Below are 13,320 nucleotides of genomic sequence, written 5' to 3'. Positions count from 1 at the left end.
ATGCAATTATCTTTCTACTTGCCAGCTTAGCAATGTCGTTCATCGCCAAGCTCGCAACTTATTCAGTTATCTTACTATTTTTGCAAGTTAGCGATGGCGTCGCCAAACTCAGAAACATCTTCAAATGCGCGATACACAGAGGCAAAACGGATATAAGCCACCTTATCGAGGTTGACTAATTGATCCATCATCAGATTGCCTATCATCTCTGATTTAATCTCACGCTCACCGGTACCACGAAGTGTGGACTTGATTTTGGTCAAAGCCAGCTCGATTTGCTCCATAGAAACCGGGCGCTTTTCGACTGCTCTAAGCATGCCACCACGGAGTTTTTCTTCATCGAAAGGCTGACGGCTACCGTCTTGCTTGACGACCCGAGGCATGACTAACTCTGCGCCTTCAAAGGTCGTAAATCGTTCATGACACTCAGCGCATTCACGACGACGCCTGACTTGATGACCATCAGCCACTAAACGGGAATCGATCACCTTAGTATCAGTTGCGCTGCAAAATGGACAATGCATTGAGCCTCCAGCGGGAAAATATAATAAAAAAAGATGAGTTAAAGTCACAACTCTAAATCAGAGTTCACATTTACTCAATGACAATCGTCAGATACAAAAATGGCCGCTAAAAAGCGGCCATCGAAGTTTACCTGATTTAACCCTTAAGGTTAACCGTAAACAGGGAACTTAGCGCACAATTCAAGAACCTGGTTCTTAACACGCTCAATTGTACCTTCATTAGTAATGTCATCCAACACATCACACATCCAGTTAGTTAGCTCAACCGCTTCAGCTTCTTTAAAGCCGCGACGAGTAATCGCTGGTGAGCCAATACGAAGACCAGAAGTCACAAATGGTGAACGTGGATCATTCGGTACTGAGTTCTTGTTAACAGTGATGTTAGCAAGACCCAACGCCGCATCGGCATCTTTACCTGTGATATCTTTAGCAATCAAATCAAGCAAGAATAGATGATTGTCAGTTCCGCCAGAAACAACATCATAGCCACGCTCGATGAATGTCTTAGCCATCGCTTGAGCATTAACAACAACTTGCTCTTGGTAAGCTGTAAACTCAGGCTCTAGTGCTTCTTTAAATGCAACCGCTTTAGCAGCGATAACGTGCATCAAAGGACCGCCTTGGCCACCTGGGAATACGGCAGAGTTCAGCTTCTTGTAGATAGCTTCATCATTGATTGCAGATAGAATCAGTCCGCCACGAGGGCCAGCTAATGTCTTATGAGTTGTTGTAGTAACAACGTGTGCATGTGGAAGTGGATTCGGATAGATACCCGCAGCCACAAGACCCGCTACGTGAGCCATATCAACAAACAGGTAAGCACCTACTTTGTCAGCAATTTCGCGGAACTTGCCCCAATCGATAATGCCAGAATATGCACTAAAACCAGCAATAACCATCTTTGGCTTGTGCTCAAGAGCAAGACGTTCAACTTCGGCGTAATCGATCTTACCCGTTGTTTCGTCGATTCCGTACTGAACTGCATTGTATAACTTACCAGAGAAGCTAACGTGAGAACCGTGAGTTAGATGACCACCGTGAGCCAAGCTCATACCCAATACTGTGTCACCACCTTCAAGTAGTGCCATGAATACAGCAGCGTTTGCCTGTGAACCAGAGTGAGGCTGAACGTTTGCGTAGGTAGCACCAAATAATTCTTTAGCGCGAGAAATAGCTAACTCTTCAGCAATATCAACGTGCTCACAACCGCCATAGTAACGCTTACCAGGGTAACCTTCGGCGTACTTGTTAGTTAACTGAGAACCTTGAGCTTCGAGAACACGTGGACTGGTGTAATTTTCTGAAGCGATAAGTTCGATGTGCTCTTCTTGACGACGAGTTTCATCTTGAATCGCTTGAAACAGTTGTGGATCAAAGTCCGCGATATTCATATCTTTTTTCAGCATTTCTTACTCCAGCTGTAAATTCTTATAGTAGGGTTGCGCGGTATTCTACAGCGCATTTGATCACAATCACAGTATTTGGAACATGAAATTCCTTGCGGTTGAAACTGAGCCCAGCTCACAGTTACAACAAATGCAGACTAAATCGCGATTCCAGCATGTTTTACTTCGAAAAAACCTTAAGCCGTTACTTTGATAGCGATTATAGAAAACACTTTTTCTTATTTAGGCTTCCCACTGTTTTGCTTCCCCTTTTAATGAAGTAGAATCGTGCCATTGTTTTGAAACAGAAGATGAAATCATGGCTCAGTTTGTATATAGCATGCTTAGGGTTGGTAAGATTGTTCCGCCTAAAAAGCAGATCCTTAAAGATATCTCTTTAAGCTTTTTCCCCGGTGCAAAAATTGGTGTCCTAGGCCTTAACGGTTCAGGTAAATCTACCCTACTTCGCATTATGGCTGGTATCGACACAGAGATTGAGGGTGAAGCACGCCCAATGCAAGATCTCAAAATAGGTTACCTGCCTCAAGAACCTAAACTCGATGAAAATCAAACGGTTCGTGAAGCGGTTGAAGAGGCAGTCTCTGAAGCTAAAAATGCGCTCACTCGCTTAGATGAAGTCTATGCACTCTACGCTGAACCTGATGCAGATTTTGATGCCCTTGCCAAAGAACAAGGCCAACTCGAAGCTATTATCCAGTCTCAAGACGCACATAATTTAGATAACGTCTTAGAGCGTGCCGCCAACGCACTGCGCCTTCCGGATTGGGATGAGAAAATTGCCGTTCTTTCTGGTGGTGAACGTCGTCGTGTGGCTATCTGTCGTCTGCTACTCGAAAAGCCGGACATGCTATTGCTTGATGAGCCCACCAACCACTTGGATGCCGAATCTGTCGCTTGGCTTGAGCGCTTTCTACAAGATTACACAGGCACCGTTGTGGCCATTACCCACGATAGATATTTCTTGGATAATGCCGCAGGTTGGATCTTAGAACTCGACCGTGGTGAAGGTATTCCATGGGAAGGTAACTACTCCTCTTGGCTTGAACAGAAAGATGCTCGTCTGACCCAAGAGTCTGCCACTCAAAGCGCACGTCAAAAAACCATTCAAAAAGAACTTGATTGGGTGCGTCAAGGTGCTAAAGGTCGTCAGTCTAAAGGCAAAGCGCGTATGGCTCGTTTTGAAGAGCTAAACACCAACGATTACCAAAAGCGTAATGAAACTAACGAACTCTTTATTCCACCAGGACCTCGTCTTGGCGATAAGGTTATCGAGATCAATAATCTGACTAAGTCTTATGGTGATCGCGTCCTTATCGACAACCTTAGCTTCAAAGTGCCAAAAGGCGCGATTGTCGGAATTATTGGCGCAAACGGTGCAGGTAAATCAACCCTGTTTAAGATGATCTCAGGCGAAGAGCAACCAGACAGTGGTAGCGTCGACTTAGGTGAGTCGGTACAAATTGCTTCAGTTGATCAATTCCGTGATTCAATGAACGACAAGAATACGGTTTGGCAGGAGATCTCTGGTGGTCTTGATATCATGCGTATCAACAACACCGAAGTCCCGAGTCGCGCTTATGTGGGCCGCTTTAACTTCCGTGGTGGCGATCAACAAAAAATCATCGGCACTTTATCGGGCGGTGAGCGTAACCGAGTCCATTTAGCTAAACTACTGCAAGCTGGCGGTAACGTACTGCTTCTCGATGAGCCAACCAACGACTTAGACGTTGAAACACTACGTGCACTTGAAGAAGCGCTACTTGAGTTCCCAGGTTGTGCCATGGTTATTTCTCACGACCGTTGGTTCCTAGATAGAATCGCGACTCACATCCTTGATTACCGTGATGAGGGTAAAGTGAACTTCTATGAAGGCAACTACACCGAGTACTCAACTTGGTTAAAAGAAACCATGGGGACTGATGTGGTAGAGCCACATCGTCTCAAGTACAAGCGCATGAGCTAGTTTTAGCCTTGTAGCTGCCTAGCGCGGTGCCAACAAATCGACTAGCCACCCTCTTTAGGGTGGCTTTTTATTTTTACCAATGGGGTTTTACAAATGTCACTATCACCACTCATCGGGGAAAGCTAATCATACTTAAATAGAATTAACTAAGATGAGTTTTATCGCAATAAGCATCAATACAAATCCTGCCACTTGATCAACTTTCTGTTTATGCCGATTGAATCGAGGCAGTATATTTGGGTGTGATAACAGTAAAACGACTCCGATGTACCAAATAAAATGTGCCAACATAATGATCAAGCCATAACCTACCTGCATTATTAGTGGAGTATCGAGTGAAACCATTTGCGTAAAAATACTTAAGAAAAAAATAGATGTTTTAGGATTCAATATATTGCAGGTAAAACCTAAACGTATCGCTGCGAAGGGGGAAATCTGAACCGTTTGATTGTTTTGTTCTGTATTTAAAAGCGCGCGTGTTGTTAACAACTGCCATGCAATATAAATAAGGTAAGTAGCTCCTAAGTATTTAATTAAGTTGAATAACCATGCCGACTTTGCAATCACGACGGCTAATCCCGCAATTGAATAACTAGCATGAATACAAACAGATAAACACATACCTAAACTAGTATAGAAACCTGCTAAACGGCCATTGTAAATACTCGTACGGGTTACCATCACAAAATCAGCCCCGGGTAGCACCGCCATAAAAACAGCAATGGTACTTACCGCCATAATTTCTGCCATATAAGTATTTATTAATAGCTCCATATTTACCTCTCATTATTTAAAATATGCTTACAGCAATGTGTTTATTACGCTGCAGCCATGTTAATTTATGAGTGATTTAAAACAATACTCCCATCTGTAAAAGGACTTGTGCCTCTTGAACACAAATAAATTAATCCATTTGTTGCCCGACATGGCAATTTTGGTCACGGTGGTTGAGCAGGGAAACTTTAGTAAAGCAGCCAGAAAATTGGGGGTAACCCCCTCTGCGGTGAGCCGCCAAATTAGCCGCTTAGAAGATTCCTTAGGCATCAAACTATTACAGCGTACGACGCGACAACTGGCGTTAACAGAGTCAGGGAAAATCACCTTTGATTATTGTAAACAGATGGTTGAGTCTGCAGAACAAGCGGTTAATGCCAGCACTTCAACAACATCGACGGTGAGTGGATTATTGAGAGTAGCAGCGCCAAAATCCTTAGCAAGTAGAGTATTACGACCACTCTTTGTTGAATTTTTAAAATGCTATCCAGATATTCAGTTGCATTTAAAAGTGACTGACCGTGTTTTAGATCCCATTAATGATGGTGTCGATTTTTTGATTCATATTAATGACAATCCCATTGAAGCATTGGTCAACGTTAAAATTGGTCGCGTTGAACAGGTATTATGTGCAAGCCCTGATTTCCTCGCCAACCATGATTTGCCAACACACCCCGATGATTTAAAATATCTACCATGCCTTTGTTTAGGTGAAAACCCGACCGACAACCGCTGGCGATTTAGCAATAAAAATCAACAAGCGACTGTACATGTAACTGGAGCGTACTTGATCAATCACAGTGAAATGCGTTGTGATGCCATTGAACAGGGGTTTGGTGTTGGAGGTTTACCGGATTATATCGCACAACAGGGTATTGCAGCGGGAACACTCATTCCGCTATTAGAAGATTGGCAGTTACAGGGTAATTACCACGGTGATATTTGTTTGCAATATGTGCAAAGTAAATACATGCCAAATAAAAACCGCGTTTTTATTGATTTTATGAAACAGAATTTACTTGTCATCAATTCGAATTAAGTGTGTTAATTCAAAATTTATCATTCACAACATAGATGTCACTAAACGGCCATGTCCTCGAAGCTCACGGCCGCGTTCACACCTGAGTGTCACATCTTCGATTTAACTTCGAGTTATCAAACACTGCTTTAGGAATCTAAGATCGACACCATCAAGTCAGGCTGTTTTACTTCTTATTTAACGCAAGCGGGAATGATCTCAGTAATACAATCTAACCCTGTTTTAAATAAGACTTATTAGTGATTGATTGCAGATAGAAGATTCAAAAAAGGTGGTAATGATCTTAAAGTCGATGCTAAAAGATAGCATTCTGGTGAATAAGTATGGGAAGCGCCAAAGTCTTAAATTTAGCGATTGACTCCATAGTCTCTTGTTAGTTTTGCGTTGATGCGATAGATCTAGTTTCACCTACTTTCATTATCCAAAGATCTTCGTCGGAAAACCCACCATCACGTCCAGCCTTCTTAAATCTTACCGGTGGTTCAAACATGGGCTCATCCGACAAACTGCTAATTGTCCCCCAGTGAGAAGAAATAAGTATCTTGGCGCGAACATCTGATCCTATCGAGACAGCTTCCTCCGGAGTGACATGAGACATCCACAATAACTCTCTTGGTTCATATGCACCTATAGGCAAAATAGCAAAGTCAAAGGAGTCATATTTACCACCAATATAATTGAATATAGTGTCTGAGTAACCTGTATCGCCAATATAAAGAATTCGTTTTTGGAAGCTTTCAATAACCCAAGAAGCCCATAGCGTTTTATTATGATCTGAGGTGCTTCGTGCAGAATCATGAACTGAAGGTTCCGCTGAAATCTTTATTCCTTCAACACTGACTGATTGCCCCCAATCTAACTCTGTCACCTTGCTATACCCTCGGTCGGTAAAAAAGGACTTGAGCCCTAAAGGAACAACCACATGAATTTCATGTTTGTTTTTTAATTCCCTAACCGTTTTATCATCTAAGTGGTCATAATGATTATGTGAAACAATCACTATATCAATAGCAGGTAATTTATTGATAGGTATTGGTAAATTAACAATTCTTTTTGGGCCAGCCCATGAAACAGGGCTCGCGCGTTTTGACAAAAAGGGATCGGTCAGAATTGTCATTTCAGAGGTTGTAATCAAAAAGCTTGCATGCCCTAACCAGGTAACGCGATCGCTGGAAATTGAGTTTAAAAGCTGAATAGACTCTAACTCAGTTAATTCATGCCCATCAGGAACATCAGGAACAAACAACGACCCCCATGCTCTTCGCATATAGAAAAAAAAACCTTTAGGTGCGGCAGTTTCTACAAATGGGTGGTTCTGATATCCCTTATCCGTATGATGTTGGTGCTTATTATCAGATGATATTTTCATCGAGTATTCTGACGAGTTTGATGAGCATGCAACTAATATAACTAATACAAGAGTTATACCGATACAAAATTTTATGTTGCTCATCATTTCCCCTAAAATTAACGCCCTCGTTAATGGGCAAAATATTGTTGGCTATAATTGTTGAGGTACGAAACACAGCCAACTTTATTTTGTCCTTATTTAACAGCTTCTTATGTGTACTTCACTCGATATTTTCTGTTTTCTCTTTTGCAACTTTAACCCTTAAAGAATGAAATAGAGAAGCAAAAACGAAAGTCGTGAATAATAAAAGTAAGCAAAGTAACTTTATACCGATACTCTCATTTTCTATGAATGCATTTAAAATTGCAGATAAGAGTATGAACCCAACTAAATAGTAATTATGTATGCTACCCATGAAAACTCCTTGTACACATAACAGTATATTAGCCTGAATTCCGAATAAGAACGGTCTTAATAAGAACAGGTCGCCAGTACTTTAATCACTCAAGACTAACAGCAAACCAGTGTCTCAACAATGAGTTGTAACATAGAAAGAGCTCAATCCTAGTGTCTCTGCCTGAGTGAAACAAAGAACCTCCATTATTGCATAAAGTGCAATGTTCACGGAGGAAGAAAAGTCACTTGGCTCCGGCACATGATAATTAGGGTGCAGGTCTTGTTTGTTGCACTTCACATTAGCTTAGTTATTGCAAAAGTTGATAAATAGGATGTAAACAAACTTCTTCGCTAACTAATTTTGGGGCAGAAATGTGTTACGAAGGTTAGCAATAAAGCCAAATCGAAAAGATAAATAAACGGGTGTAGATACAGCTGCGAGTTTCGGTTTCAGGGCGAAGTTTCACCCTGTGAAACTCTTTGAGCGAGAGGTAAGGATACCGAACTGGCCGTTTAACAGGGAAGTTATTGGAAATCGTAGAGCGCCCAGGGATGACCCTTATAAAATCAAGAGCCAGCATACCGAGAGATGATTTGCACATAAGCCTGCGGCAGGCAATAGATGGTAATGAAGGTACGACCTTCAAATACACCACCAAATATCAAACCAATAGAAAGCTATACAAGAAAATGTAATCAATCTTCATTCAAAGGCTAACAAGCTTTCACCACGGAGGACACAGAGAACACGGAGAAGTGCAAAAACAAAGTACAACATCACAAGCCAAATCGAAGAGAAAAATGACCAAGTGTAGATGCGGCAGCGAACGTTGATGGCATGGAGGCCATCGTTGAGCCTCCACGGATGGATTCACGGCGATTCGCTGAAGTATTTGCACATACGCCCACTGCAAGTGATAGATAACAATACAGATAAGGATTCCAAATACTCAGCTTAATACCAAATCAGAAAATGTAACCAACCTTCATTTCAAGGTAAGTAAACAAAGAGTGTCAACAACCTTGGAAAAACACCGCACCCGGCTAATGGGCAATATAACCCGCCTTTATTCCCTCTTTTAAAGAGAACTCATCGCCGACGGACCCCACCACCATGTGCTGTCTGTCAGAGTTTAGTAATCCACGTAAGGTATACAGTGCATCGATACCAGTACAATGAGCGCCTATCATCTTATTCAGTCCGAAAGATTGCAGCTTAGTTGCCGTCCACGCTAAGTGTTCATCAGATGCAAACACCAAATGAAAGCCACCAATGGCAGTAGTAATTTTCCCAGGGTGGATATGTGCTGTAATATGTTCCATCGTATTGATAATCCCCGCATGACCACAGCCCGAAATCAGTACAAAACCATCAATGCTATCTATGACGAGAGAAAGGTCTTCAGGAATATTGTCTTCGATTAATCCCTTTTCAGTAACTATTTTCCCTTTGCCTCCCCAGTTTTTCTCAGGGTGAACTCTCGGCACTTTGCCTGTTAACCAAACGCCAGGGAAAACCTCAGTAGGCTGTTCATAGACAATAAATTCACTGCCCAATGCCATGAGTTCATCTCGCGTTTTCAAAATAGAATTACTGCTATTAGCTCGCTGACTGAATATTCCTTTACCTACATGAATTCGACTCAATGCGTTGGGATTTTGTTTACGCAGTGCCTTAGTCAGCGATATGAGACCACCGGTATGATCGCCATGGTTATGACTTAAGATCACATCTTCGACATCAGACAGATCAATGCCTAACTCCCGCGCATTTTGCAACACTGTTTCGGGGCGGTTACCTGTATCAAACAGAATTTTATGACCATCAACCTCGATAAGGGCAGAGTAACCCCATTCGCCAATACCGCTACTGGCAAGCATGGTCGATAAAGTGGTGACTTTCAGTGACGAGACCTGAGTAAACTCCTTGGCGCTAACCTTATTAAACTGACTAATCAGGCCAACTAACAACAGCAGCACTAATGCGAATTTATTCATATATCATCCTTAATCATCTAAATTAACGAGCAATTATCCATATTTAACTTGTCCATAAAGTACGCGAAACAGAGTCAATAGTTAAGTAAAGCCGCTTATTTAAGTTAGAACCTTCAGTGTCAGCTTGTACCTCCACGACAGTACAAACAGCCTAGTTAAATGAAAATAAGCCGTTAACTCTACCTCGTTTTTACATCGTTTCTATATCTATCAACGGCTTTCGCCTAGAAGCCAGATTGCAGAAAATGCTAGTATTCTGTCCAATAGAAAATAACAGCACGGAAGCTAAATGGCACTTCTACAAGGGAGGGAACTTGCGAGCAATCATCACTTCTCGCAGTGACATCACCTTTAATGAGGGATAACAGAAAAGCATTTTAGCTGGCATCAATAATAAACATAACGACGAGCCAAGACATTGAAAAAAATAATAACATTAAGCTTGATTAGTTTACTTTTAGTATTCGCATCAGTCCAAGATTCAAATACCATCTTTGGCAATACAGCATCTCCCTATGACGGCCCCTATTTGTTCTATAAAGGAGTCGCTGAGCAAAACCAGCAAAGTGAACAAGATGCCTATTGGATCTGTGATGATAAATTGCTCTCGACCTCAGTGATAAACAATCAACTCAAACGTCCACTTAATTGCGGTGAGCTGCCAGAGCCAACACTCAGTATTGATGCCAAAATCATTCATCCTGATAGCTATAGTGGTATAAAAAAGATTGTGGCATTAAGTGATGTTCATGGTCAGTACGATGTGTTGATTCAACTGTTAAAGAATCAAAAAATCATCGACCAACACAGTGATTGGGCTTTCGGTGACGGCCATATGGTCATGACGGGTGATATGTTTGACCGTGGCCATCAAATCAATGAAGTGCTGTGGTTTATGTACAAACTAGATAAACAAGCCAGTGAAGCTGGCGGTAAATTGCACCTGTTGATGGGCAATCATGAACAGATGGTGATGCGCGGTGACTTACGTTATGTCAACGAGCGTTATCAAGTGGCGGAAAAGCTGCTAAATCGCCCCTATGATGAGCTGTATGACAACAGCAGTGAGATAGGTCAATGGCTTCGCAGTAAAAACACCGTAGTGAAAATCAATGACTCTTTATTTCTCCATGGCGGGATCAGTGGTGAATGGATTGAACGTGAGCTGACGCTCGATAAAGCTAACACTTTATATCGCGCCAATATCGACAAATCAAAAGAAGAGTTGAAACAAGATCCTCTACTTAATTTTCTCTTTCTGAGCAATGGCCCCACTTGGTTTAGAGGCTATTTCAAGCCAGATTTTGACGAGACTGAACTCGATAAAATACTGAACTACTTTGAGGTGAGTCGTGTGGTTGTAGGGCACACCTCCCAGGAGCAAGTATTGGGACTGTTTAACAACAAAGTGCTCGCAGTCGATTCCAGCATTAAAAATGGCAACTCTGGTGAAATACTCTTGATACAGGACAATGCCTTAATACGTGGATTATATAATGGCGAACGTGTCGTACTATAATCAAAACAGCAGTAAGATGAGTCAACCTTGTCTTACTGCCAGCCTTGGCGCCAAAATGCCACGTTTTTAAGATCTCTCCAGTTAATCGAATACTCTTTTTGATTCATAATCGCCTGGATAATGCACTCCACCACTTTATGGTTCTCATCCTGTTCAACTTGAATAATCACAAAGTGTTTCTCTTTGTTTTCAATTTGAACCTTGGTCCACTTACTGTGAAGTAATGATTTCGGGTTAACTCTATTCAATTGACGTTACTCTAGTTAAATTGTGATAATTTTTTTTCAAATGCGGCTAATGAGTCCTTTGATGGTGAGTCGATATGATACTTGCCATGAAAGAGTAAGGTTAAGGTCACTTCATTGAAGCCTAGGTAGCAGGTATACCCGTCAAAATCATACCAAGCTGTCATTCCTTCTAAAATACAGCGCCCATTGTCACACTCACCTTTGCTTATAATTTTGTTAAAAATTAATAAACTGCGCTTTATATCTAAATTGTTTTTCAATTTAACACCCCCTATGTCATACCAATCGTCTCTGTTAAACATACGCGCTTTTGCCGATGAACGATCACTTCTTTCATTGCTTTGATCTAAATGTCACTCACCCACGTATAGATTTCTGTGCCCAGGGGAAGCTGCCAATCCGGATGCATGGCAAAGCCTTTAGCAAGTTCCCCCAATAGAGGCTATTCATTGACATTAGGAGCGCTCATGAAAACTTGGAAAACACTCGGTTATATGGGGCTAATTCCGTTTGTCCTGTGCCTATATTTAAGTGGCCATGAGATGTTTTGGGGAATCGATCCCAAACAAGCCTTTATTGCTTACAGTGCGGTGATACTCAGCTTTATTGCTGGCACGATATGGCAAGTTAACGGGTCTCGACAGAATGATAAGCTAAAGAGTAAACAGCAAATCATTAGTAATCTTTTCAGTTTAATCGCCTTTGTATCCTTGCTGATTAATCCCTATGTAGCTTTAGCCATTCTGACAACAAGCTATTTACTGCACTTTTTATATGAAGTGAGATTTGTACTACAAGATGAATTAAATCCTGAATATATAACAATGCGCTTTCGGCTAACGCTCACAGTGGTTTTACTGCACATCACGGCGTTTATTGTATGGTCGAATTAATGGCTGCTAACTTTTGGATATACGAGTCATGTTAACGATATTTTATGATGCTAAATGCCCGCTGTGCTTAACGGAAATGGAGCACTTAAAACTGTTCGATAAAGACAACCTAATTACCTTGGTCGACTTGCATCAACAAGATTTTAAGATCCGTTATCCTGAAATAGAATTTGCCAAAGCGATGGCAATATTGCACGGCACTTATGAGGGAAAACAATTACTAGGACTCGCAGTCACCCACCGAGCCTGGACGCTAGTGGGCAAAGGTTTTTGGGTCGCACCATTAAACTGGCCCATTATCAAAACATTAAGCCATTGGCTTTATTTAGGGTTAGCTAAATACCGGCATCAAATTTCAGCTTTTATCGCCAAATTTTTTGGCATAAAAACCAAGCACTGCAATTCGGGGACTTGTTATGATAACTCAACAGACACTGATCATCGGCGCAAATAGCGGTATTGCTATCGCCATTGCGAAGCGCATGGAAAGCACGAATAACACAGGCTTGATTCTCATAAGCCGAGATTTGAGTGCCTATACAGATAGGGTTGATGAGGATATCAACAAAATATTAGTTGAAAATTACCAACTCCAATCGATTGAGATGGCGATAAATCAATTATCGCAATGTCACCAAGCACCGATTACTCAAGTTTATATTTGCCACGGCGTACTGCATGATCAACACATTCAACCTGAAAAACGATTAGAAGACTTCAATGCAGAGTCATTTCAAGAGGTGATGACAATAAACGCATTAACCCCCATGCTTTGGCTGCAAAAATTAACACCCTATCTGACTAGCCCTACCCCTTGCAAAATCGTTGTTTTTAGCGCTCGAGTCGGCAGTATTAGTGATAATCATCTGGGAGGCTGGTATAGCTATCGAGCATCGAAAGCAGCGCTCAACATGATGCTCAGAACAGCGACCATCGAATTAGCACGACGAGCCAAAAACATTAAAATTATTGCCTTTCATCCAGGCACCACAGATACACCACTTTCCAAGCCATTTCAAAAAAACGTACCTGCAAACAAACTTTTTACCAGTGATTTTGTTGCGCAGCAATTATTGCAGATTGTTGAAGAGTCTGTGATCGACGGCGAGTTAAGTTATCTTGATTGGCAGGGGGAGGCGATAAACTGGTGAGCTGCAGTTTAATGCAACACCTAACAATTTGAATTTAAATAAATTGAACAAACCAGCC

At 41.6% G+C, this 13,320-nt stretch carries 13 protein-coding genes; 6 read left to right on the top strand and 7 right to left on the bottom strand.

Annotation, left to right across the window (positions count from 1 at the left end; all coding sequences use genetic code 11):
• Positions 1-74: 74 nt before the first annotated feature.
• Entirely contained in the window at positions 75-524 is a 450-nt protein-coding gene (gene nrdR, locus FN961_RS14800; RefSeq protein WP_144040954.1) for a transcriptional regulator NrdR, read from the bottom strand.
• A gap of 149 nt (positions 525-673) precedes the next feature.
• Positions 674-1,930, bottom strand: a complete 1,257-nt coding sequence (glyA, locus tag FN961_RS14795; protein WP_144040953.1) for a serine hydroxymethyltransferase — start codon at positions 1,928-1,930, stop codon at positions 674-676.
• 298 nt (positions 1,931-2,228) lie between these two features.
• Here glyA and ettA point away from each other — a divergent pair, with 298 nt between their 5' ends.
• Entirely contained in the window at positions 2,229-3,893 is a 1,665-nt protein-coding gene (gene ettA / locus FN961_RS14790) for an energy-dependent translational throttle protein EttA (protein ID WP_144040952.1), read from the top strand.
• Positions 3,894-4,025: 132 nt separating this feature from the next.
• On the opposite strand, the gene FN961_RS14785 is transcribed toward ettA, so the two are convergent.
• Positions 4,026-4,667: a LysE family translocator gene (locus tag FN961_RS14785; protein WP_144040951.1), complete on the bottom strand. Its 642-nt coding sequence runs from the start codon at positions 4,665-4,667 to the stop codon at positions 4,026-4,028.
• Between the two features lie 115 nt (positions 4,668-4,782).
• Between FN961_RS14785 and FN961_RS14780 the strand changes: the two genes are divergently transcribed.
• Positions 4,783-5,706: a LysR family transcriptional regulator gene (locus tag FN961_RS14780; RefSeq protein WP_144040950.1), complete on the top strand. Its 924-nt coding sequence runs from the start codon at positions 4,783-4,785 to the stop codon at positions 5,704-5,706.
• Positions 5,707-6,079: 373 nt separating this feature from the next.
• Here the strand turns inward: FN961_RS14780 and FN961_RS14775 are convergent, their stop codons facing one another.
• Together FN961_RS14775 and FN961_RS14765 are read right to left on the bottom strand one after the other, a co-directional pair.
• The gene (locus FN961_RS14775) at positions 6,080-7,075 is read right to left on the bottom strand and encodes an MBL fold metallo-hydrolase (protein ID WP_244950670.1); all 996 of its coding nucleotides are present in this window, start codon (positions 7,073-7,075) and stop codon (positions 6,080-6,082) included.
• A gap of 1,422 nt (positions 7,076-8,497) precedes the next feature.
• The gene (locus tag FN961_RS14765) at positions 8,498-9,451 is read right to left on the bottom strand and encodes an MBL fold metallo-hydrolase (protein WP_144040947.1); all 954 of its coding nucleotides are present in this window, start codon (positions 9,449-9,451) and stop codon (positions 8,498-8,500) included.
• 418 nt (positions 9,452-9,869) lie between these two features.
• Between FN961_RS14765 and FN961_RS14760 the strand changes: the two genes are divergently transcribed.
• A complete protein-coding gene (locus tag FN961_RS14760; RefSeq protein WP_144040946.1) occupies positions 9,870-10,970 on the top strand; it encodes a metallophosphoesterase in 1,101 nt (366 codons plus the stop codon).
• 32 nt (positions 10,971-11,002) lie between these two features.
• Here the strand turns inward: FN961_RS14760 and FN961_RS14755 are convergent, their stop codons facing one another.
• Together FN961_RS14755 and FN961_RS14750 are read right to left on the bottom strand one after the other, a co-directional pair.
• A complete protein-coding gene (locus tag FN961_RS14755; RefSeq protein WP_144040945.1) occupies positions 11,003-11,218 on the bottom strand; it encodes a TIGR02450 family Trp-rich protein in 216 nt (71 codons plus the stop codon).
• Between the two features lie 11 nt (positions 11,219-11,229).
• Positions 11,230-11,478 carry a DUF3081 family protein gene (locus FN961_RS14750; RefSeq protein WP_185972798.1) on the bottom strand — a complete coding sequence of 83 codons (249 nt, stop codon included), beginning with the start codon at positions 11,476-11,478 and terminating at the stop codon, positions 11,230-11,232.
• 207 nt (positions 11,479-11,685) lie between these two features.
• Here FN961_RS14750 and FN961_RS14745 point away from each other — a divergent pair, with 207 nt between their 5' ends.
• The 3 genes from FN961_RS14745 to FN961_RS14735 are packed head-to-tail and all read left to right on the top strand — an operon-like array spanning position 11,686 to position 13,262.
• Entirely contained in the window at positions 11,686-12,111 is a 426-nt protein-coding gene (locus FN961_RS14745; protein WP_144040943.1) for a DUF3429 domain-containing protein, read from the top strand.
• A gap of 28 nt (positions 12,112-12,139) precedes the next feature.
• Positions 12,140-12,565, top strand: a complete 426-nt coding sequence (locus tag FN961_RS14740) for a thiol-disulfide oxidoreductase DCC family protein (protein WP_144040942.1) — start codon at positions 12,140-12,142, stop codon at positions 12,563-12,565.
• Positions 12,528-13,262, top strand: a complete 735-nt coding sequence (locus tag FN961_RS14735; protein WP_144040941.1) for an SDR family NAD(P)-dependent oxidoreductase — start codon at positions 12,528-12,530, stop codon at positions 13,260-13,262. The genes FN961_RS14740 and FN961_RS14735 overlap by 38 nt, the downstream gene beginning before the upstream one ends.
• Positions 13,263-13,320: the final 58 nt, after the last annotated feature.

Source organism: Shewanella hanedai (genome assembly GCF_007197645.1).
Taxonomy (GTDB): domain Bacteria; phylum Pseudomonadota; class Gammaproteobacteria; order Enterobacterales; family Shewanellaceae; genus Shewanella; species Shewanella hanedai.
Note: the sequence above shows the minus strand (reverse complement) of the source record. Positions and strands in the feature narration are given on the sequence as shown.

Bases quoted from the DNA above. Each gene is read 5' to 3' on its own strand.
- nrdR (WP_144040954.1), bottom strand. From the start codon at position 524: ATGCATTGTCCATTTTGCAGCGCAACTGATACTAAGGTGATCGATTCC.
- glyA (WP_144040953.1), bottom strand. From the start codon at position 1,930: ATGCTGAAAAAAGATATGAATATCGCGGACTTTGATCCACAACTGTTT.
- ettA (WP_144040952.1), top strand. From the start codon at position 2,229: ATGGCTCAGTTTGTATATAGCATGCTTAGGGTTGGTAAGATTGTTCCG.
- FN961_RS14785 (WP_144040951.1), bottom strand. From the start codon at position 4,667: ATGGAGCTATTAATAAATACTTATATGGCAGAAATTATGGCGGTAAGT.
- FN961_RS14775 (WP_244950670.1), bottom strand. From the start codon at position 7,075: ATGAAAATATCATCTGATAATAAGCACCAACATCATACGGATAAGGGA.
- FN961_RS14765 (WP_144040947.1), bottom strand. From the start codon at position 9,451: ATGAATAAATTCGCATTAGTGCTGCTGTTGTTAGTTGGCCTGATTAGT.
- FN961_RS14745 (WP_144040943.1), top strand. From the start codon at position 11,686: ATGAAAACTTGGAAAACACTCGGTTATATGGGGCTAATTCCGTTTGTC.
- FN961_RS14740 (WP_144040942.1), top strand. From the start codon at position 12,140: ATGTTAACGATATTTTATGATGCTAAATGCCCGCTGTGCTTAACGGAA.
- FN961_RS14735 (WP_144040941.1), top strand. From the start codon at position 12,528: ATGATAACTCAACAGACACTGATCATCGGCGCAAATAGCGGTATTGCT.